The organism is Sphingorhabdus sp. Alg239-R122, from assembly GCF_900537065.1.
Taxonomy (GTDB): Bacteria; Pseudomonadota; Alphaproteobacteria; order Sphingomonadales; family Sphingomonadaceae; genus Alg239-R122.
This window is the reverse complement of sequence record NZ_UNRC01000001.1, coordinates 206353-226443: the sequence shown is the minus strand read 5'-3', so window position 1 is coordinate 226443 and position 20091 is coordinate 206353. Positions and strand designations below refer to the sequence as shown.

Sequence of the window (20091 nt, the reverse complement as noted above, 5' to 3'; positions counted from 1 at the left end):
ACGCCTCGCAGTGGAAAACTGCTTCGCTTACCTCAAACGTTTAACGTAGAGCGTGCCATTTTCGCGCCGCTCTGTCTTGAATTCTGCGGCGGCCTCAAACATGTCGCTCAATCGTGCAAAACCATAGTTGCGGACATCAAAACTTGACCGATTGCCGGCAATCTTGCCGACCTCACTCAGACTGGCAAAACCTTTATCATCGCGCTTGCTGGCCTGATAGGCATCAATGAGCAGCTTTAACAGTTCCTCATCAACATTTTGCCCCTCAGGTGAGGAGCCATTCGCGATTTCGGATTTAATGAGCGCATGTACATCAATAAAGCGCGAACAAGCCTGGCGAAAGCCATCAGGCGTCTTGGCATCACCGAATCCGTATACAGGAAGACCATCCTGGCGGATACGCATGGCAAGCGGCATGAAATCACTGTCCGAAGACATGATACCAAAGCCATCCACACACCCGCCGAATATCAGGTCCATGGCATCAATGGTCATTTTCATGTCTGTTGCGTTCTTGCCGCGGGTAATGTCGAACTTCTGCTGCGGCTCGATACCGTATTTATGGACGATATCCGCCCAACCCTTGAGCGACGCCTTGCGCCAGTTGCCATAGGCGCGGCGGATATTCACCGTACCCAGTTCCGCCAGCACTGTCAGGACCGGATCCAGTCCTGCAGGGGAGGCATTATCGGCGTCGATCAAAAGCGCGATGTTCGGGTTTTTCCGTGAATGATCTGTCATTATGAAGCCGGAGCGAATTTGCCGCTGGCCTGATCCAGAACGTGCAATATGCCAGTTTCTATTGCAAAATGAGAGCCATGCAGTTTCAATGTGCCTGTTTCTTCGGCTTTTGCAACAAAAGGAAATGTGCGTAGGTTCACGAGGCTGACTTGCACTCCTGCCTGCTCCATGGCGATATCGGCATCATGTGCAGTTTCATGCGTTTGGCTTGCCACAGCCTCCCGGGCAGGTTCAAGTAACTCTATCCACTGTTTTATAAAACCGCCTTCGCCAAAATCGCTTTCGTCAAAGCTGCGTTCCAGTGCGGCTTTGCAGCCGCCGCATGCACCATGACCCATCACCACTATCTCTTCAACTTTCAGCTGTGTCACTGCAAATTCAAGGGCCGCAGAAACACCATGGTAACCCCCACCAGTCTCATAAGGCGGCACGAGTGCAGCTACATTGCGTACGACAAATATCTCTCCCGGACTGGTGTCAAAAATCTGGGTAGGGTCAACTCTACTGTCAGAACAGGCGATAATCATGGTTTTCGGGCTCTGGCCCTGACTCAGTTGACACCAACGGTCACGTTGATTGTTCCAGTCGTTTTCACGAAACCGGTGATATCCAGCGATAAGGTCCGAAAAATTTGTCATATATTCTCCGTTTGGTGTGCATTAAGGGCTGGCATGGCAGCCTTTCCATCGTTATCTAGGCTCCATGAACGAGATTTCAAAAATACCTGATATGTCAAAGCGCGAGCCGCGGCAACGCAAACCCGACTGGATCCGGGTAAAAGCACCTACCAGCAAGGGCTTCAATGAAACCCGCCGTTTGATGCGGGAGCTTAATCTCAACACAGTGTGTGAGGAAGCTGCATGCCCCAATATCGGAGAGTGCTGGACCAAAAAACATGCGACCGTCATGATACTTGGCGATGTGTGTACCCGTGCCTGTGCATTCTGTAATGTCAAAACAGGCATGCCGCGTGCAGTGGATAAACTGGAACCACAGCATACAGCCGACGCCGCCGCTGCCATGGGGCTGGAGCATATTGTTATAACGTCAGTGGACCGTGATGATCTTCCCGATGGCGGGGCAGGGCAGTTTGTGAAAGTGATTGAAGCGCTCCGCCGCACTACGCCGTCAACGACTATCGAGATTCTAACACCTGATTTCCGCAACAAATCGCGCGCGGCAATTGAAGCGATCGTTACGGCCCGGCCCGATGTCTATAACCACAACCTGGAAACGGTGCCTAGGCTCTACCCGACCATACGCCCGGGCGCACGTTATTATGCATCACTAAGGTTGCTGGAAGACGTGAAAAGCCATGATCCGTCCATTTTCACAAAATCCGGCATCATGCTTGGCCTGGGTGAGGAACGGCTTGAGGTGCATCAGGTGATGGATGATATGCGCTCAGCCGATATCGATTTCATGACTATGGGGCAATATCTTCAACCTACACCGAAGCACACCAAAGTCATGGATTTTGTGACACCTAAAGCTTTTGATGCCTATGCAGCCATTGCAAGAGCAAAGGGTTTTTTGTTGGTGGCTTCTAGTCCGCTTACGCGTTCAAGCTACCATGCTGGCGATGATTTTGAGCGGCTGCGCACCGCACGGCAGGAAAAACTTGCTAAAGCGGCATCTTCCAAGGCCTAGGGTCGAGATTATGCCATCGCATCACGAAACGCGTAAGCTGCCTTATACAGCGAAGCAGATGTTTGCGTTGGTCGCTGATGTCGGCAGCTATCCTGAATTCCTGCCCTGGGTAATAGCGACCCGCATTAAAAGTGACAGCGAAACCGAGATGGTCGCCGATATGGTTGTGGGTTTTAACCAGCTTAGAGAGCGCTTTACTTCGCGTGTCAGCAAAGTTCCCGGCAAGGAAATACGCGTTGAATATCTTGATGGGCCGCTTAAGAATCTTGAAAATGATTGGCAATTTCGCAGTGTTAGCGATGGCTGTGAAGTCGACTTTTACGTCTCGTTTTCTTTTCACAACCGTTTCTTTGAATCACTTGCCGGGCAATATTTTGACAGGGCATTTTGCAAGATGGTTTCTGCATTTGAAACGCGGGCAGATGCGCTTTACGGCAGAAGTAAGTCAAGCGCGCACAATGCCGCCTGAAGCCTGATTTCCGCGCGGTTCTTATCCGATCCGAATTGCTTGAGTTCTGCAACAACCTGCTCTGGATCCTCGCCTTTTTTGGCACAGGCAAAAACCACGGTGCCCACCGGTTTTTTTTCAGTCCCGCCGCCTGGCCCCGCCACTCCGGTAATGGCAACCGCAACATCTGCACCCGATTGTTCAAGAGCCCCGCGCGCCATTGCCCATGCCACGGCAATGGAAACCGCTCCAAACGTATCGATTATATCGCGGCTTACTTTCAGATCCTCCTGCTTGGCAGCATTGGAATATGTAATATAGCTGCGTTGGAAGACATCGGAACTTCCGGTTATTTCTGTCAACGCTGCGGATACAAGGCCGCCAGTACAACTCTCCGCAACGCAGATTGTACGCTTTAAAGGGCTGTTTTGCTCTATTACATCTCGTGCGGAATCAGTAAGTTCTTCAGGCAGTAAATAATTCATGCCGGTTTCGCTATCGCTATTGTCACTACAGCCTGTGCCGCAATACCTTCCCCGCGACCCGTAGCACCCAGCCTTTCCGTCGTGGTGGCTTTGACACTTACCTGACCTATATCCAAGCCTAGCATATCAGCAAGCCTTTGCCGCATATCATCGCGGTAAGGGCCGATTCTAGGGGTTTCGCATATAATTGTCAGATCAATATTATTGATGCTGCCGCCCTGCGTCCTGACGCGCTCACTCGCAAATTCAACAAAGACATCAGATCTCGCGCCTTTCCACCTTTCATCCGAAGGTGGGAAATGATCACCAATATCTCCATCCGCTATTGATCCAAGCAACGCATCAGTGATGGCGTGAAGCGCAACGTCTGCATCGCTGTGCCCCGCTAGGCCCATGTCATGTGGAATCAGCAGGCCGCACAACCATAATTCCTCACCTTTGACCAATCGGTGAACATCAAACCCCATACCAGTGCGGGTTATATGGCTGGACATAATTTGCTCGCTATCAACTTCATTGAAATCTTCTGGAAATGTTATTTTGCGCAAGGCTTCATCGCCATCTATCAATGCTATATCAATAGCCGCGGCCTGCGCAACACGGGCATCATCCGTGGCCTCTGTTTCAGCTTCATATGCTTTGTGCGCATTATATATTGCATCAAAATGAAAAGCCTGCGGCGTTTGTACACGGCACAGGCCATCCCGGTTAATTGCAGCTGCCAGATGACCATCCTGCCGCCGTGATAAACTGTCCACGACCGGTAAAACTGGCACCACACCCTTATTTTCGCGTAATGCAAATACCAGTTTTTGAATAACGCGAAAGCTTAACCGCGGACGTGCGGCGTCATGGATATACACTTCATCACAGCCGCCTTTTTCGGCAATGCTGGCCAGACCATTGTAAACAGATTTCTGGCGGGTGTCCCCGCCATGCAGAAATTTGATATCTTTCAGACCATTTAAGGCAGCGGCGGCCATATCATTCTGGTCATGCGCAATTACGACCACACAGCGGTCAAAAAGACCGCTATTCTGAAATGCTTCCACGCTATGACGCAACAAAGGTTTGCCGATATATTCACGAAACTGTTTGGGTAAAACACCGCCAGCCCTGACACCCTTACCGGCAGCTACAATCAACGCAACACGATTGATGCTTTGGGAAGGTGCAGGCTCTTTTTCTTCAGGATTATGCATTTTCACAAGCTTTAGAACATGTCTTGCTTGCCCGCCAGCGCGTTTACCGATAATGACTGCCTAAATTTTAGGCATATTTGCGAGTTACCAGACGACATGACGCTAAAACCTGTCAAAATCGGCAATATTGAAATTGCATCTCCTGTTATATTGGCGCCGATGACGGGCGTCACCGATATGCCGTTCCGGCGTATTGTACGTCGCTATGGCTCAGGCCTTAACGTCACCGAAATGATTGCCAGTCAGGCCATGATCCGCGAAACCCGCCAATCGCTGCAAAAAGCAGCCTGGGATTCGGTCGAAGAACCCGTGTCCATGCAGCTGGCAGGATGCGACCCCAACGCCATGGCAGAAGCAGCTAAGCTCAACGAAGACCGGGGCGCCGAAATTATCGATATAAATATGGGGTGCCCTGTCAAAAAAGTGGTAAATGGCGATGCGGGCTCGGCGCTTATGCGCGACCTGCCACTAGCTGCAAGGCTGATCGATGCAACCGTAAAGGCAGTAGGTGTCCCTGTCACGGTCAAGATGCGTATGGGCTGGGACCATGATAGCCTTAATGCCCCTGAACTTGCGCATATTGCCGAAGATCTTGGTGCACAGCTGATAACAGTGCATGGCCGGACGCGCTGCCAAATGTACAAGGGGCAGGCAGACTGGTCATTTATCCGTAATGTGAAAGACGCAGTTTCCGTTCCCGTCATCGCAAATGGAGATATCTGTAATGTCAATGATGCTGAAATGGCTCTTGAGCAAAGCGGCGCGGATGGCATTATGATTGGACGAGGGGCCTATGGTAAACCATGGCTGCTGGGACAGGTCATGCACTGGTTTGCGCATGGCGAACAATGTGCAGATCCTGATATCGCCGAACAGTATGAAGTCATTGTTGAACATTACAAGGCGATGATGGAGCTATATGGCGACAATATCGGAGTACGCGTCGCCCGCAAGCATATTGGTTGGTATACAAAAGGCCTGACTGGTTCAGCAGAATTCCGGAATACGTTTAATAGAATTGAAAATGTGCAGGAAGCACTGGAACTGCTTGAACGGTTCTACGCACCCTGGCTCTGCAAAGCGGCAGCCTGATAGCGGTGAAACAGCCAGAAAAGCAGATAGAGTATGATTTGCAGCCTGATTTAGCGGCCCAAATTTCATGCCTGCCATTTCCCTATCTTCTTGTTTCCCCTGACAATCTGATATCCGTGGCAAACCCGGCTGCAGAAAACTTCCTGCGACAAAGTGCAAAAACGCTTCAGGGCAGGGATATAGGATCAGTTCTGCAATTTAAAGATCAGCGTGTGGAACGTGCATTGCATGATGCAAATGCAGATATGGTAGCGCGCATGACCCCGCTGGAAACGCAATCTGGCGGGGCATATGATGTCGATATTGCAATTGCTTCAGTGACCCAAAGCCATGGGTGGAGAATTGTTACTTTTTCAGAGCCTAGCCCTTCTTTGCTTCTTGGATCGCCGCATAAGGAAACAGGTGCCAGCCTGCGTGTTCAGTCACCGGACATTCTAGCGCATGAAATCAAAAACCCACTGGCGGGGATAAAAGGCGCTGCACAGCTATTGGAGCGTAAACTTCAGGATAAGGATAAACCGCTTACACAGCTTATCCGCACGGAAGTCGAACGTATCGCCAAACTCGTGGACCAGATGCAGTCACTGGGTAGCCAGACTGTACAACCACCTGAACCATGCAATATATATGAAATTTTGGCTCATGCCCGCGCTGTAGCAGAAGCTGCACAGGTATCTAGCGTGACATTTTATGAAGAATATGACCCATCATTGCCGACAGTGGGCGGGGTACGTGATGCACTGGCTCAGATATTCCTAAACTTGTTCAGTAACGCGATCGAAGCGTGCCATGATGCACAGAAACCGCAAATTACCATTACGACCCGTTATTCCAGCGGTGTCAAATTTCGCTTGCCCGGGAGCGATAAAGCCAAGGCATTGCCGATAGAAATCACGATTTCTGATAATGGCCCCGGCGTTTCCGAAGATATTGCCGAACATCTTTTTTCACCTTTTGTAACAAGCAAAACAAACGGGCAGGGGCTAGGATTAGCCCTGGTGCAAAAACTTGTCACTGACATGCAGGGCCGCGTTTATTATGAACGCGACGCAATACGCGGTTTAAGCCACTTTCGACTGCTTTTACCCAGCTACGAAAATTAGAAGGAAGTCGAGTGATGACACGCATATTGCTGGTTGAAGATGACAAGTCCATATCGCACGTGATTACGGCTGCATTGCGAGATGAGGGCTGGTCTATCGATAGCTGTGACTCCATTGCTCAGCGCGACCTTCTACTAGCGCAAAACAGGTATATGCTAATGTTGACTGATGTCATGCTGAGCGATGGTGATGGTATTAAAAGCCTGACAACCGTGAAGCAGGGTTTCCCGGATATGCCGGTCATTATTTTATCCGCACAAAATACACTTGATACAGCGGTAAGGGCTTCCGAAACCGAGGCGTTTGAATACTTTCCAAAACCTTTCGATCTTGATGAACTTGTCGATGCCGCTTCACAGGCCATAAACAGTTCCAAGGCAGACACAATAGGCCTTTCACCCACATCCGATGCTGACAACTTACCGCTTGTAGGCCGAAGTCCCGCAATGCAGGATGTGTACCGTATGATCACACGCGTCCTGCGCAATGACCTGACAGTGTTGCTATTGGGCGAGTCCGGCACCGGTAAGGAACTCGTCGCCGATGCGATTCACAATTTGGGGCATCGCAGGGAAAAACCGTTTGTTGCAGTCAACATGGCTGCCATTCCTGCAGAACTGATCGAGTCAGAACTGTTCGGTCATGAAAAGGGCGCTTTTACAGGTGCTGTGAACCAGTATATCGGCAAATTCGAACAGGCCAATGGTGGGACACTATTCCTGGACGAAATTGGTGATATGCCAATGCAGGCACAAACACGGTTGCTACGAGCATTGCAGTCTGGGCGTATCACACGTGTTGGCGGCAAGCAGGATATTACGCTTGATGTCAGGATAATCTGTGCAACGAACAAGGACTTTCGAACACTCATCGAACAGGGTGATTTTCGCGAAGACCTGTATTACCGCATCAACGTCGTGCCGATTGACTTGCCGCCACTACGCGAGAGACGCGAAGATATTGACGCGCTTGTGAAACATTTTGCCCGTATGGCAGTGTCCGAAGGCCTGCCACTTCGTGAACTGGACAAGGCCGCACGTGACCTGCTCAGGCAGCAATATTGGAGCGGTAATGTCCGGGAGCTTAAAAACCTGATTTACCGTATCGCGGTATTCAGCAGGGATGAAACGGTCACGGCCGATATGATTGCGCCATTTTTGGATGACGTCTCTGACAAAAGCAGCGCAGTTCAGACCGCGGATTTAAGCGAGGCGGTTAAAACTTACCTGTCATCTCATACAATTGATGATGGTCAGGTTTATCTTCGCGCACTTGAGGCATTTGAAGTTCCGCTACTGCGTCATATCATGAAACAATGTGGTGGTAACCAGCTAAAGGCAGCTGAAACGCTTGGAATCAACCGTAACACCCTGCGCAAAAAACTGACCAATTATGATATTGACGCGGATGAATTGCGACATGCGGAGCAAAAAATACGATAATGTTGCGATAAAAAGTAATTTTCTGGTTTTTTTGCAACCCAACTGTTGTAAGAAGGCCACATGGTATCCTCGCCAACAGCATCCCTGAATGAACGCCCTGTATGGCGAAGGAAGCTCGCACTTCTGGCTAGGAATGACCGCTTTTTCTCCCTGCTTGAAATATCTGCCGCAGCCATACTGATTATCATTATGGCAATAAGTTATTCAATTATATCGGATTATCAGGAAAAAGATAAATTGTTACCTGCTGTCATGGCGGCAACTTTACTGGTGGCAAATCTGGTACCCGCTATGGCACTGCTTGTGCTTTTTGGACGACGCATAGCGCGGGGGAGGGCACGCAAATCTGAGAGTGGAAGCGACGGCCAATTGCATATTAGGCTGGTTGGCCTGTTTTCATTACTTGCGGCCATTCCCACGCTATTGGTAGTCGTTTTTGCGTCATTACTATTCCAGTATGGTGTGGAATTCTGGTTTTCGGACCGTTCGCGGAACATATTGGAAAATGCAAATGAACTTGCCAAAGGCTATTATGCGCAAAGCACAACCGATGTCGGCAACCAGACGGAAGCACTAGCCAAAGATTTACGCGAATATCTATCCCAGGCCAGGATTGACAGTCCGGAGTTTTCGGAAGCCTATTCCTATCAGGTGCTGGTCCGATCATTAAGTCAATCGGCGATCTTGCAAATAGGGCAGGACGGGCAGCCGCGTGTTGCGGTTATTGTTGGGCCAGACGAAGTGTCCACCGAGCGCATCAACAAGGAGCTGATCACCAAGCTAAAAAATGGTGAAGAAATGCTTGTATCGGTTTCCGCTAACAGGGTGGAAGCAGTGGCGCCACTCGACAGGCAGGCGGAAATATATCTTTATACAGCCCGCAGGTCTGATCTTCTCGCTTTCAGCCAAGGTGAGCGTGCACAGGAAGTGCTGAATGATTATGACCAATTCAGCGCGCAGACCAGTAATCTGCAGCTGCGGTTCAATCTGGCTCTGTTTTTTGTTTCGCTACTTATTGTAGGTATTGCGTTATGGGCTGCGCTACGGCTCGCTGACCGCATGGTAAGGCCGCTTGATGATTTGGCAGTGGCTGCACGTGAAATCAGCATGGGTAATTTTACACCCCGGGTAACATCGGTTGTCAGGCGTGACGAAGTGGGCATGTTGGGCAGAGCATTTAACCGCATGGCCCAGCGGCTGGAACAGCAAACCCAAGCATTGATGAGCGCCAATGAACAGCTTGATAATCGCCGTGCATTTATCGAAGCCATTGTGGAATCTGCTACCGCAGGCATCATATCTGTCGATACGGATGGTCATATCCGGTTAATGAACAATTCTGCGCAGCAAATATTGCGCAAGGAAGGTAATGAACAACTGCTGGGCGAAAAGCTTACAGATATAGCCCCCCAATTTGCGAAGCTTATTGAAGCTGAAATCACCGAAAATGTCATTCAGTTCGCATCCAGCAGCAGCTTGTTAACACTGGCAGTCAAAATTGTCCGCGAACCTATCGGCCATGTCATTACATTTGAGGATATTACCCAGCAATTACTGGATCAGCGGCAAGCTGCATGGTCAGATGTAGCGCAGCGCATTGCCCATGAAATCAAGAACCCTCTCACGCCGATCCAGCTTGCAACGGAACGGCTGAAACGGCGCTACACAAAAGAAATCGTGTCTGACCCTGAAATATTTGCCAATCTTACCGAAACCATCATTCGGCAGGTAGGTGACTTGCGTAATATGGTCGATGAATTTTCATCATTTGCTAAAATGCCAAAACCTGTTTTCCGGGAGGAAAATTATTTCGACCTCGTCAAGCAGGCTGTCTTCATGCATGATGTTGCGCATGGCGGTGTTGAATTTGAACTACTGTCAGATTCCAATGAAATAATGCTCTATTGTGATCGCCGCCAGATTGGGCAGGCTATTACAAACATTATCAAAAATGCCGTTGAATCGATTGAAAGCAAGAAAAAATCGGCCGATAATGATTATCGCGGCAAGGTTTCCGTGCAATTCATGCAGACAGGCGATGATATCACCTTGTCCATAACTGATAATGGTGTTGGTCTTCCAGACGATAGCGATCGGCTTATCGAACCTTATGTTACCACACGCGAAAAAGGCACCGGACTGGGCCTCGCCATCGTGAAGAAAATTGTTGAAGAGCATTTTGGGGAAATTGCGTTTGACAATGCTGATACAGGCGGCGCTGAAGTTGTTCTTACACTTGATGCTACCATGTTGAAAAGCGTTGCAGATGGCATAGCGGCGCAGCCGGAAGTCAAGGTAAATGCCTGAAATAAAATATGAACATTAAAGAAAACAAAGGGAACTTAACTACCTATGGCGCTTGAAGTCCTTATCGTTGATGATGAAAAAGACATTCGTGATCTTGTTTCCGGAGTTCTCGAGGACGAAGGCTATGAATGCCGTACGGCCGCGGATAGCGATGGCGCACTGGAAGAAATAGATGCACGCCGACCATCTCTCTTGCTTCTGGATGTATGGCTGAAGGGGAGCAAGCTTGACGGGCTTGACTTGCTGGATGTCATCAAGAAACGTGACCCGAACCTGCCAGTGATCATTTTTTCAGGGCATGGCAATATAGATACTGCGGTATCGGCAATTTCGCGCGGTGCGGTCGACTTTATTGAAAAACCGTTTGAGGCTGAACGGTTATTGCTACTCGTTGCACGTGCAACCGAAACAGAGCGGCTTCGTTCCGAAAATAAGCGGCTTAAGGAACAGCTCGGCGTATCCGAAGAACTTACCGGAAATTCAACTGTCATCAACAATGTACGCGCGACATTGAAGCGTGTGGCCAATACCGGGAGCCGAGTTCTTTTCACGGGACCAGCAGGAGTTGGCAAGGAAGTGGCAGCCCGGCTGCTTCATGCATGGAGCCCGCGTGCACAGGCGGCATTTGTTACTGTCAATTCGGCACGGATGACGTCTGACCGTTTTGAAGAAGAGCTTTTTGGAACCGAAACACAAGGACGTTTGGTAAGAGCCGGGCATTTGGAAAATGCGCATGGAGGCACACTCTTCCTTGATGAAGTCGCCGAAATGCCAATGGCCACACAGGCTAAAATTCTACGCGTCCTGACTGACCAGAGCTTCACGCGTGTAGGTGGTTCGCGTCCTATCAAGGTGGATGTGCGTATTGTATCTGCAACCTCCCGCAATCTGGAGGAGGAGATATCATCAGGTAAGTTCCGCGAAGACCTGTTTTACAGATTGAACGTGGTGCCGGTGGAAATCCCTGCCCTTACAGAACGCCGGGAAGATATCCCTGCACTTACAGAACATTATTCCGCACGATTTGCAGCAGAGCAATCGTTGAACTCACCAGAAATAAGCAGTGAGGCCATGGCCGCTATGCAAGGCTATGATTGGCCGGGTAATGTGCGTCAGCTCAGAAATGTCGTGGAAAGAACTATAATCCTGGCTCCGCATGGGCGATTGCAGCGGATTGACCTCGATATGCTGCCCGTGGAGCTTATTGAAGGCGATTCCAGTAGAAGTGTAGGTATAACTTCACTTATGGGGGCTCCGTTACGCGAAGCACGTGAAAGCTTTGAACGTGAGTATCTTAAAATACAGATCCGTCGTTTTTCCGGAAACATATCCAAAACTGCGAATTTCATCGGTATGGAGCGTTCAGCCCTGCATCGCAAATTGAAACTGCTTGGGTTGGCAGGACAGAAAAATACTGATGACAGTTGAGGTGGCTAGATTAGCAATGGATTTTTCTTCACAAACAGAGTAACAGATATTTGAATTCAAACATAATATAGCGGCAATCAAGCCGCCAAGACCGGGGGTCACGATGACCGAAAAGGCACAAAATCTACAGGACATGTTCCTGAATAACTTGCGAAAGTCAAAAACGCCGGTGACCATGTTTTTGGTCAAAGGTGTCAAATTGCAGGGTATTGTCACATGGTTTGACAATTTTTCGATCCTGCTTCGGCGTGATGGCCAATCACAGCTGGTTTACAAGCATGCAATATCGACAGTCATGCCGTCTCAGCCCATGGAAACTGGTATATTTACAGACGCCATGGACGCCGCAACGCACAAGAACAAATCGCTGCAGGAAATTTTCCTGAACAGCGTCCGCGAGTCAGAAACGTCGGTCACAATGTTCCTTGTCAACGGTGTAATGCTGCAAGGACAGGTCGTTGCCTATGACCAGTTCTGCATGATGCTTGAGCGCGAAGGCATGATACAGTTGGCTTACAAGCATGCTGTCTCAACCATCCAGCCTAGTGGACCATTGGACTTATATGGTGACAGCGAAATGGAAGAAGATTGAGCGGGCAGGGGACGGGTAGCTTCCCGACTGATGAACGCCGCGAAATTGCACGAGGCGCATCCGCTGTTATCGTTTATCCTGATCTGGGGAACAAGCAGCATTTGAATGCGGATGCTCGGCTTGATGAAGCAGTCGGCCTTGCCGCCGCGATTGGCATTAATGTCTGTGAAACTATGGACTTGCGTATTCGTACAGCTAAGCCTGGAACATTATTTGGTGGCGGACAGATTGACAGGATAGCAGCCGCTATCCATGCTGAAGAAGCTGAATTGCTGATTGTTGATGGTCCATTATCCGCAATTCAGCAAAGAAACCTTGAAGAAAGACTGAACATCAAGGTTATTGACCGTACTGGCCTTATCCTGGAGATTTTCGGTGAACGTGCCGCAACTGCTGAGGGACGGCTGCAGGTGGAATTGGCACATCTGGATTATCAAGCAGGTCGGCTGGTGAGAAGTTGGACGCACCTTGAGCGGCAACGGGGCGGCTTTGGTTTTCTGGGCGGTCCTGGCGAAACACAAATTGAATCCGACCGCCGCATGATACGCGACCGTATGGCCAAGCTCCGCCGTGAACTGGAGCAGGTCAAAAAAACACGCTCTTTACACAGGCAAAGGCGTCAGAAAGCACCATGGCCAGTCATTGCGCTCGTGGGATATACCAATGCAGGGAAATCGACTTTGTTCAACCGGTTAACCGGGTCTGACGTCATGGCGGAAGACCTGCTTTTTGCCACTCTTGACCCGACCATGCGTTCGGTTGAACTGGGCGGCCTGGAAAAAGCCATTCTTTCCGACACTGTGGGCTTTGTTTCTGATCTACCTACACAGCTTGTTGCCGCATTTCGCGCCACACTGGAAGAAGTCCTGTCCGCCGACCTGATTATACATGTGCGTGATATCTCTCACCCTGACACACAGGCACAGAAAATCGAGGTGGAGAATATCCTGGCCGAGCTCGGCATCAATACGTTTGAGCAGGAGACAGATGAAGATGTTTCAATAGCTGTTGTTGAGGCATGGAATAAATGGGACCAGCTCGATGAAGAAGCACGGAAAGGCGTATTGGAATTCGGACATTCCGAAACACCGCATTGCCCTATATCTGCATTGAAGGGAGAGGGTGTCGACAACCTGGCGCATATGGTGTCGGAAACATTGATAGCCGGTAACAGCTTGCGGTCAGTCACTCTGGATTTATCAGATGGCCAGAAAATGGCATGGTTGCATGCTCATGGAAAGGTTTTGTCAGTTACAGAAGGCGAGGATGCGCAAATTGTTGATGTTCGCCTATCAGAGAAAGACTGGGGACGTTTTTTAGCATTATAAGCGTAACTTAGGATGCACTTTTTACGCGCTGCCACAACTCTTCCTTGGTTTGAAGCGGCAAATCTTCAAAAGCTTCACCTGCAATTTTTTCCATCATACGGAATCGGTTTTCAAACTTATTGTTACCGTCTTTGAGCGCAATTTCTGCATCAACGCTGTAATGGCGTACAACATTGACGGCGGCGAACAGTAAATCTCCTGATTCTTCATGCTTTTCAGCAACACTCTTCGCATTCTTGAGCTCAGCAATTTCTTCTTCCAGTTTTGCTATACACTCATCGACTTCATCCCAGTCAAAACCAGTTCTTTTGGCGCGTTTTTGGAGTTTTTGCGCCCGCATCAAAGCGGGGAGGGTATGTGCTACACCGTCCATCGCGCTTGATTGCCCTGAATCATTGCGCTCCTCTTCTTTCAGCTTTTCCCAATCCCAATTTTCAGCAGCTGTGTCGGCAAAAATATGCGGATGGCGTCGGGTCATCTTGTCGCAAATAGCCGAAGCCACATCATCAATTGTAAAGAAACCAGCTTCTTTGGCCATCTGGCTATGAAAGACGACCTGTAGCAGGAGATCACCAAGCTCGTCCTTCAAATCATCCATATCACCGCGATCAATCGCATCTGATACTTCGTAGGCTTCTTCAACAGTATATGGCGCAATGGACTTGAAATCCTGTTCTATGTCCCAAGGACAGCCATTTTCTGGATCACGCAATTGCGCCATTATCTTTACGAGGGGATCAATCAAAGTAGCAGTAGCCTCTATATATATTTAAGTCCGATAATATATATTATGTTAAATTATATTAAGGTTGATATGGGGATTTATACGGATTGTTCCTGCCACTAATCTTCTGCAGGATACACAACCAGCGGTAATCATTTTGTCATATCGCTTCTTGTTTCACTGGTACCTTTGGGTACCAATATCATTCTGTCGCCTTCGACGCGCCAGCTTTCCAGACGTGATAGGAAATTCATGCCTAGCAGGTTTTCATCCATCATAGTATCAACCACCAACACGGCATGATCGTTCGTGACAAGTGTTTCAAGCTCTAGCTTATCAATTCGTGCCCGCCAGGCTGAACTTTCACCATTGGCCGTGCTGATCGGTATGGCAAACATCGTGTCTATATCGAGGCCGAGCCTCTCAGCTTCAGTGCGCGAAAAGGCCGTCTGTGTCGCGCCACTATCAACCATGAAGAGTGTCTCCTGACCATTTACCTTACCCGTGACATAGAAATGGCCACCCTCAGATTGACGGAGCACCAATGCTTTACCAACTACATCCTGCCGGTCATGACCTATCGTTTCGGTCTTGACCCGGTCCCACACAGTTAGAAATTCACCACGAAAGCTAAATACAAGCAAAGCCAGCGCGAATATACCAATCCACGCAGCAATCATCTTCACTGTATCTTTGGCTGACACACGGAATGTGAAAAACATGGCGATAACGCCCACCAGCAGAATCGCATTAAAGACCAGTGAATAATTGTCACCGCCCATCAGAGCTCCACCTGCATGCCATCAAATGCTGGTTCAGTTCCGTCCGCAAGTTCATTTTGCAAACGTTTATAATCCATACTTTTATCCATATGCGTCAATATTGTTCTGCGGGCATTGCATTGCTTGCCCAATTCCAGCGCCATATCCAGATGCGCATGCGTCGGATGTGGTTCTTTACGCAAGCAATCGGCAATCAATATGTCACAATCCATATAAAGTGCCACCATATCATCGCTGATTTTGCTAAAATCGGTTGCATAGACAATGGAAGAGTTGTCAGATTCAAAGCGATAACCGGTGGAAGACACCGGACCATGTGGCTGATCCACAGTTCTTACACGGATATCACATATTACCTCTTCACGCCGCAGTATATGTGGTTCAATAATCGAGGGATAACCTTTATTACCTTTAAATATATAGGAAAATCGTGATTTCAGGTTGCGCATAGTATAACCACGGCCATATCCCGGCAAGGGAACGCGGCGCCGGTGGAAAATAGCGCGTAGATCATCAATGCCATGGCAGTGATCAGCATGATCATGCGTCCACAACACGGCATCGACGGTATCAACCTGATTGTCGAGCAGCTGCATGCGCAAATCGGGCGATGTATCGACCAATATGCGCTGCCCTGCTCGATTTTCCACCACAATCGACACACGGCTGCGGCGATTGCGCGGTTCTCCCGGATTGCAATCTCCCCAATCATGGCCGACACGCGGCACGCCCGCCGATGTACCACAGCCAAGGATGGTTAGCTTCACGGTGCGGCTTTACTAAATAATGTATAAAAGTTCGAGGATGTTACCTCACAAAACTGCATATATTCCTCACCGCGTAATTTGGCCAGGAATTGCGCTGTATCCGCAACAAATGCAGGCTCACCGGTCTTTCCTCGGTGTGGTACGGGCGCAAGGAAAGGCGCGTCGGTTTCGACCAGTAATCTGTCAACTGGCAAATCTTTCGTCACATCCTGCAACTCGCGGGCATTTTTGAATGTCACAATACCGCTGATCGAGACATAGAGTCCCATATCGAGCACTTTGGCGGCAAAACCTGCGCTGGCAGTAAAACAGTGGATAAGCGCCGGAAAAGCCCCCTTCTCCATTTCATCGGCCAGTATAGCAGCCGTATCTTCCTCCGCATCACGTGTGTGCACGATCAACGGCAGGCCAGTCTCGCGCGCAGCGGCAATATGCGCGCGAAAACTCGTTTGCTGCCGCGTGCGATCGCTATGGTCGTAATAATAGTCAAGGCCAGTCTCGCCAATGCCTATCACACGCGGATGGTCTGCACGTGCCAGCAATTTGGCTGTATCTATATCGGGATGCGCATCGGCCTCATGCGGGTGGATGCCAATAGAAGCCCAGACATCGCTTTCCCGCTCGGCCGTGCTGACAATATCATCCCATTCGCTTTCGCGTGTCGAGATATTAAGCATGGCCGTCACGCCGCGGCTACGCGCGTTTTCCAGCACTTCTGCCTGTCGTTCGGCAAGTCCCTCATAATTAAGATGACAGTGGGAATCGACCAACATCATGCTTTTTCTTCTCCTTCCGGCATTTCAAGGCGTGGGAAGAGAGGCGCGGGTTTTTCAAGTGTAAAGCCATTATCTGCAAGCTGCTGCAACCAGTCACTATCTTGCACATCTGCGAAACTGCGCGCATCAGCGGCCACGCCCATTTGATCGAGCAGTTTGCCGGCGGAATTCGGTATGACCGGCTGCACTGCAATGGCGAGCACACGGATACAGCGGAAAAGGTTGTTCAGCACTGCACGCATCCGTTCAGGATCTTCTTTTTTAAGTTTCCATGGCGCCTGCTCATCCACATATTGATTGCAGGCGAATACTGCCTGCACCCAGCCATCCAGCGCTTTGGAGAAATCAAGATCGGTAAATGCGTGCTGAAACGCTGTGCCACATGCAGATGATACGGTTTCGTAAAGCGCTTTATCCGCATCACCTTCTTTCCAGTCAGCGGAAATAGCACCATCCAGATTCTTGAAAATCATGGATAATGTACGTTGCACCAAATTGCCGAAACTGTTGGCGAGATCGGCATTAGTCTTGGTCACAATCGCTTTGGCGGAATAGCTGCCATCGCTGCCGAAATTCACTTCACGCATCAGGAAATAGCGAATCTGGTCCACACCAAAAGCATAGGCCAGTGCGACCGGGTCAACGACATTGCCGACCGATTTTGACATTTTCTCACCCTTATTGAGCAGGAAGCCATGACCGAACACCTGTTTCGGCAAGTCAATACCGGCACTCATCAGGAATGCGGGCCAGTACACACTGTGGAAACGCACGATATCCTTGCCAATCAGGTGCAGGTCTGCTGGCCAGAACTTGTTATAATTTTTTGTTTTTTCGGGATATCCCAAACCCGTCAGGTAATTGGTCAGCGCATCGACCCACACATACATAACGTGACCGTCACTGCCTGGCACTTTTACGCCCCAGTCAAAGCTGGTGCGTGAAACACTGAGATCATTCAGGCCGCCCTCGACAAAGCGCATAATTTCATTGCGGCGGCTATCAGGGCGCAAAAAATTGGGTTTTTCATTATAGAGTTTCAGGAGCGGTTCCTGATATTTGGACAGGCGGAAAAACCATGTTTCTTCTGCCGTCCATTCTACAGGCGTCCCTTGCGGCGACAGCTTCTCATTGCCCTCGCCCTCAATCAGTTCCTTTTCATCATAATAGGCTTCATCACGCACCGAATACCAACCTTCATAACGATCCAGATACAAATCGCCATTCGCCTCCATAGCCTTCCAGATAGCCTGGCTCGCTTTATGATGTTCATCTTCTACCGTGCGGATAAACCGGTCATGAGAGATGTTCAACTTCTCGCACATCTGCATGAAATAGGACGACATTTCGTCGGAAAGTTCACGCGGGGTCTGGCCCAGTTCCCGCGCTTTTTGCGCCATTTTCAGGCCGTGTTCGTCAGTCCCTGTCTGAAAACGCACATCGCGCCCCATCTGCCGGTGGAAACGCGCGATCACGTCCGCCGCAATGGCTTCATAGGCATGACCGATATGCGGGCGGCCATTGGGGTAACTGATCGCGGTAGTGATGTAATAGGGTTCGGACATATGTTGCCTTATAATTTCATGCTGCCGCTTCTCTAGGCGGTGCGAGCCGTGCCAGCAAGCCGCCAATTTGATAAACCAGCGCATCGGACGTGAAATTATATGTCGGCGCTTTTTCAGCGAGCGAGACCAGTTCTTCCCACGCGACAATGGCCTGCGATAGCGCCCTACCCTGGCGCTGACGGCTGATACGCGCAGCAAAAACGGGAGCATATTCAATAAAGGCCTGTAGCTTTTCCTTCGCAGCCTTGACGCTCAGCAATTTGGCAAGATGCAGGCGTAGTTTCTGGTCACGGTCGCCGGTTTCTGTAATTTTGCGCATCAATGTATGGATTTCCTCCATACCCAGTTCCAGAAATTTGAGCGCATAGCCCGGTGAGCCATGCCCGATCTGTGACAGCGATTCCAGTTGCTGCGATGTCAGGCTTTCATCCTGTGCAAGCAGAACACGGCGCATCGTTTCATCATTCAGACCGTGAAAGGAAAGCGTCATGCAGCGCGAGCGGATAGTGGGCAGCAATTTACCCGGATTATGTGAAATAAGGAAAAAACAGGTGTTTTCCGGTGGCTCTTCCAGGCTTTTGAGCAGCGCATTGGCCGCACCACGCTCCAGATTATCGGCGGAATCGATAATGATGATGCGGCGTATCCCTAGGCTGGGCCGTGTGGTCAATCTCTGCTGCATGGCGCGCACCTGGTCGATCGGGATATTGCGGCGGCGTTCATAAGGCTTGCCATTTTCCTTATTGCGGCGCTCCTTGTCATCTTTTGGCTCACGCGCCAGGTAATGACAATCGGGGTGGTTATGCGCGGCCAGCATTTGTCCCCCCGCCCTTTGCAGATCTGGAACAAAAATATCCGACTGAAATGCAGGTTCACGTGATAGGATATGCTGCGCCGCGGTCCACGCAAAGCTCGCCTTACCGACGCCTTTCGCGCCGGTCAGCAGCCATGCATGGTGCATCTTGCCACTCGAAAAACCGCGCAAGACCGCCTGTTGCTGAGCATCATGTCCGTAAAGTGACGTCATGACAGCAATGCCCCGACAGCCTGCACAATATGCATATGGACTGTTTCAACATCGCCTGCTGCATCGATTATGCGAAAACGGTTGTTGTCCTGCTGCGCATAACCGCGAAAAGCAGCTGCAACATTTTCATGAAACGTGGCGTTCCGCGCTCCGAAACGGTCTGTTGCTGCACCATCGCGCGCGGCGGCCCGGGCACTGGCCTCTGCAAGCGGCAGTTCGAGCACAAGTGTCATATCAGGGAGCAGTCCTTCGCTGCCAATGGCGTGCAATGCCATGATATCCGCATCAGCCAGCCCGCTACCGCCGCTTTGATAAGCGCGGCTGCTGTCAACAAATCGGTCGCATAACACCCATTTTCCCGCAACCAGGGCGGGTTTGATAAGCTTATCAACATGATCTGCACGCGCCGCAGCGAACAGCAATGCTTCAGCGCGGCTGTTCCAGCGATCCGCACTGCCAGACATCAGCAATTCGCGAATAGCCTCGGCACCCGGAGTACCGCCAGGTTCACGCGTTGTGACGGTTTCGATGCCCCGGCTTTCCAGCCATTCAGCGAGTAGGCGAATCTGTGTGGATTTGCCCGCACCCTCACCGCCTTCAATCGAGATAAACTGTCCGCTCACAATGCCTGT

The 20091-nt window shown here is 50.0% G+C and carries 20 protein-coding genes; 9 read left to right on the top strand and 11 right to left on the bottom strand.

Going from position 1 to position 20091, the window contains the following annotated elements; all coding sequences use genetic code 11:
• Positions 1 to 27: 27 nt before the first annotated feature.
• Positions 28 to 741, bottom strand: coding sequence for an NYN domain-containing protein (locus tag G6Q15_RS01110; protein ID WP_164114671.1), 714 nt, complete (start codon positions 739 to 741; stop codon positions 28 to 30).
• Positions 741 to 1379: a carbonic anhydrase gene (locus G6Q15_RS01105; RefSeq protein WP_164114669.1), complete on the bottom strand. Its 639-nt coding sequence runs from the start codon at positions 1377 to 1379 to the stop codon at positions 741 to 743. The genes G6Q15_RS01110 and G6Q15_RS01105 overlap by 1 nt, the downstream gene beginning before the upstream one ends.
• 64 nt (positions 1380 to 1443) lie before the next feature.
• On the opposite strand from G6Q15_RS01105, the gene lipA reads away from it, so the two are divergent.
• The gene (lipA, locus tag G6Q15_RS01100) at positions 1444 to 2391 is read left to right on the top strand and encodes a lipoyl synthase (RefSeq protein ID WP_164114667.1); all 948 of its coding nucleotides are present in this window, start codon (positions 1444 to 1446) and stop codon (positions 2389 to 2391) included.
• A 10-nt stretch (positions 2392 to 2401) separates the two neighbouring features.
• Positions 2402 to 2860 (top strand): type II toxin-antitoxin system RatA family toxin, encoded by a 459-nt coding sequence (locus G6Q15_RS01095; protein WP_164114664.1) that lies wholly within the window; start codon positions 2402 to 2404, stop codon positions 2858 to 2860.
• On the opposite strand, the gene G6Q15_RS01090 is transcribed toward G6Q15_RS01095, so the two are convergent.
• On the bottom strand, positions 2821 to 3324 hold the full coding sequence (locus G6Q15_RS01090; RefSeq protein ID WP_164114660.1) for a CinA family protein: 504 nt from the start codon (positions 3322 to 3324) through the stop codon (positions 2821 to 2823). The two genes, G6Q15_RS01095 and G6Q15_RS01090, sit on opposite strands and share 40 nt — an antisense overlap.
• Complete coding sequence (locus tag G6Q15_RS01085) at positions 3321 to 4526, bottom strand: bifunctional 2-C-methyl-D-erythritol 4-phosphate cytidylyltransferase/2-C-methyl-D-erythritol 2,4-cyclodiphosphate synthase (RefSeq protein ID WP_164114659.1); 1206 nt, start codon at positions 4524 to 4526, stop codon at positions 3321 to 3323. The genes G6Q15_RS01090 and G6Q15_RS01085 overlap by 4 nt, the downstream gene beginning before the upstream one ends.
• Before the next feature lie 96 nt (positions 4527 to 4622).
• On the opposite strand from G6Q15_RS01085, the gene dusB reads away from it, so the two are divergent.
• From dusB to hflX, 7 genes are all read left to right on the top strand, one after another.
• Complete coding sequence (gene dusB, locus G6Q15_RS01080) at positions 4623 to 5618, top strand: tRNA dihydrouridine synthase DusB (RefSeq protein ID WP_164114657.1); 996 nt, start codon at positions 4623 to 4625, stop codon at positions 5616 to 5618.
• A 116-nt stretch (positions 5619 to 5734) separates the two neighbouring features.
• Complete coding sequence (locus tag G6Q15_RS01075) at positions 5735 to 6721, top strand: ATP-binding protein (protein WP_164114656.1); 987 nt, start codon at positions 5735 to 5737, stop codon at positions 6719 to 6721.
• Positions 6722 to 6732: 11 nt separating this feature from the next.
• Positions 6733 to 8163, top strand: a complete 1431-nt coding sequence (locus tag G6Q15_RS01070) for a sigma 54-interacting transcriptional regulator (protein ID WP_164114653.1) — start codon at positions 6733 to 6735, stop codon at positions 8161 to 8163.
• A gap of 60 nt (positions 8164 to 8223) precedes the next feature.
• A complete protein-coding gene (locus G6Q15_RS01065) occupies positions 8224 to 10470 on the top strand; it encodes an ATP-binding protein (RefSeq protein WP_275897580.1) in 2247 nt (748 codons plus the stop codon).
• A 45-nt stretch (positions 10471 to 10515) separates the two neighbouring features.
• Complete coding sequence (locus G6Q15_RS01060; protein ID WP_164114650.1) at positions 10516 to 11898, top strand: sigma-54 dependent transcriptional regulator; 1383 nt, start codon at positions 10516 to 10518, stop codon at positions 11896 to 11898.
• 103 nt (positions 11899 to 12001) lie between these two features.
• Positions 12002 to 12490, top strand: a complete 489-nt coding sequence (gene hfq, locus G6Q15_RS01055) for an RNA chaperone Hfq (protein WP_164114648.1) — start codon at positions 12002 to 12004, stop codon at positions 12488 to 12490.
• A complete protein-coding gene (hflX, locus tag G6Q15_RS01050; protein ID WP_164114646.1) occupies positions 12487 to 13818 on the top strand; it encodes a GTPase HflX in 1332 nt (443 codons plus the stop codon). The genes hfq and hflX overlap by 4 nt, the downstream gene beginning before the upstream one ends.
• Positions 13819 to 13825: 7 nt before the next feature.
• Here the strand turns inward: hflX and mazG are convergent, their stop codons facing one another.
• The 7 genes from mazG to tmk all read right to left on the bottom strand — a co-directional run bounded on the left by mazG (position 13826) and on the right by tmk (position 20085).
• Complete coding sequence (gene mazG, locus G6Q15_RS01045) at positions 13826 to 14563, bottom strand: nucleoside triphosphate pyrophosphohydrolase (RefSeq protein WP_164114644.1); 738 nt, start codon at positions 14561 to 14563, stop codon at positions 13826 to 13828.
• A 131-nt stretch (positions 14564 to 14694) separates the two neighbouring features.
• On the bottom strand, positions 14695 to 15324 hold the full coding sequence (locus tag G6Q15_RS01040; RefSeq protein ID WP_164114642.1) for a TIGR02281 family clan AA aspartic protease: 630 nt from the start codon (positions 15322 to 15324) through the stop codon (positions 14695 to 14697).
• A complete protein-coding gene (locus G6Q15_RS01035) occupies positions 15324 to 16091 on the bottom strand; it encodes an MBL fold metallo-hydrolase (RefSeq protein WP_164114640.1) in 768 nt (255 codons plus the stop codon). Before G6Q15_RS01035 ends, G6Q15_RS01040 begins: the two co-directional genes overlap by 1 nt.
• The gene (locus G6Q15_RS01030) at positions 16088 to 16864 is read right to left on the bottom strand and encodes a TatD family hydrolase (protein WP_164115072.1); all 777 of its coding nucleotides are present in this window, start codon (positions 16862 to 16864) and stop codon (positions 16088 to 16090) included. Before G6Q15_RS01030 ends, G6Q15_RS01035 begins: the two co-directional genes overlap by 4 nt.
• Positions 16864 to 18432, bottom strand: a complete 1569-nt coding sequence (gene metG, locus G6Q15_RS01025; RefSeq protein ID WP_164114638.1) for a methionine--tRNA ligase — start codon at positions 18430 to 18432, stop codon at positions 16864 to 16866. Before metG ends, G6Q15_RS01030 begins: the two co-directional genes overlap by 1 nt.
• A gap of 16 nt (positions 18433 to 18448) precedes the next feature.
• Entirely contained in the window at positions 18449 to 19459 is a 1011-nt protein-coding gene (locus G6Q15_RS01020) for a DNA polymerase III subunit delta' (protein WP_164114636.1), read from the bottom strand.
• Positions 19456 to 20085 (bottom strand): dTMP kinase, encoded by a 630-nt coding sequence (tmk, locus tag G6Q15_RS01015; protein WP_164115070.1) that lies wholly within the window; start codon positions 20083 to 20085, stop codon positions 19456 to 19458. The genes G6Q15_RS01020 and tmk overlap by 4 nt, the downstream gene beginning before the upstream one ends.
• Positions 20086 to 20091: the final 6 nt, after the last annotated feature.

What these genes read in the sequence shown, in the direction of transcription:
- dusB (WP_164114657.1), top strand. Translation starts at nt 4,623, where the DNA reads ATGACGCTAAAACCTGTCAAAATCGGCAATATTGAAATTGCATCTCCT.
- G6Q15_RS01020 (WP_164114636.1), bottom strand. Translation starts at nt 19,459, where the DNA reads ATGACGTCACTTTACGGACATGATGCTCAGCAACAGGCGGTCTTGCGC.
- G6Q15_RS01090 (WP_164114660.1), bottom strand. Translation starts at nt 3,324, where the DNA reads ATGAATTATTTACTGCCTGAAGAACTTACTGATTCCGCACGAGATGTA.
- G6Q15_RS01095 (WP_164114664.1), top strand. Translation starts at nt 2,402, where the DNA reads ATGCCATCGCATCACGAAACGCGTAAGCTGCCTTATACAGCGAAGCAG.
- G6Q15_RS01060 (WP_164114650.1), top strand. Translation starts at nt 10,516, where the DNA reads ATGGCGCTTGAAGTCCTTATCGTTGATGATGAAAAAGACATTCGTGAT.
- G6Q15_RS01085 (WP_164114659.1), bottom strand. Translation starts at nt 4,526, where the DNA reads ATGCATAATCCTGAAGAAAAAGAGCCTGCACCTTCCCAAAGCATCAAT.
- G6Q15_RS01065 (WP_275897580.1), top strand. Translation starts at nt 8,224, where the DNA reads ATGGTATCCTCGCCAACAGCATCCCTGAATGAACGCCCTGTATGGCGA.
- G6Q15_RS01030 (WP_164115072.1), bottom strand. Translation starts at nt 16,864, where the DNA reads ATGTTGGTCGATTCCCACTGTCATCTTAATTATGAGGGACTTGCCGAA.
- G6Q15_RS01040 (WP_164114642.1), bottom strand. Translation starts at nt 15,324, where the DNA reads ATGGGCGGTGACAATTATTCACTGGTCTTTAATGCGATTCTGCTGGTG.
- G6Q15_RS01105 (WP_164114669.1), bottom strand. Translation starts at nt 1,379, where the DNA reads ATGACAAATTTTTCGGACCTTATCGCTGGATATCACCGGTTTCGTGAA.
- G6Q15_RS01110 (WP_164114671.1), bottom strand. Translation starts at nt 741, where the DNA reads ATGACAGATCATTCACGGAAAAACCCGAACATCGCGCTTTTGATCGAC.
- lipA (WP_164114667.1), top strand. Translation starts at nt 1,444, where the DNA reads ATGAACGAGATTTCAAAAATACCTGATATGTCAAAGCGCGAGCCGCGG.
- metG (WP_164114638.1), bottom strand. Translation starts at nt 18,432, where the DNA reads ATGTCCGAACCCTATTACATCACTACCGCGATCAGTTACCCCAATGGC.
- hfq (WP_164114648.1), top strand. Translation starts at nt 12,002, where the DNA reads ATGACCGAAAAGGCACAAAATCTACAGGACATGTTCCTGAATAACTTG.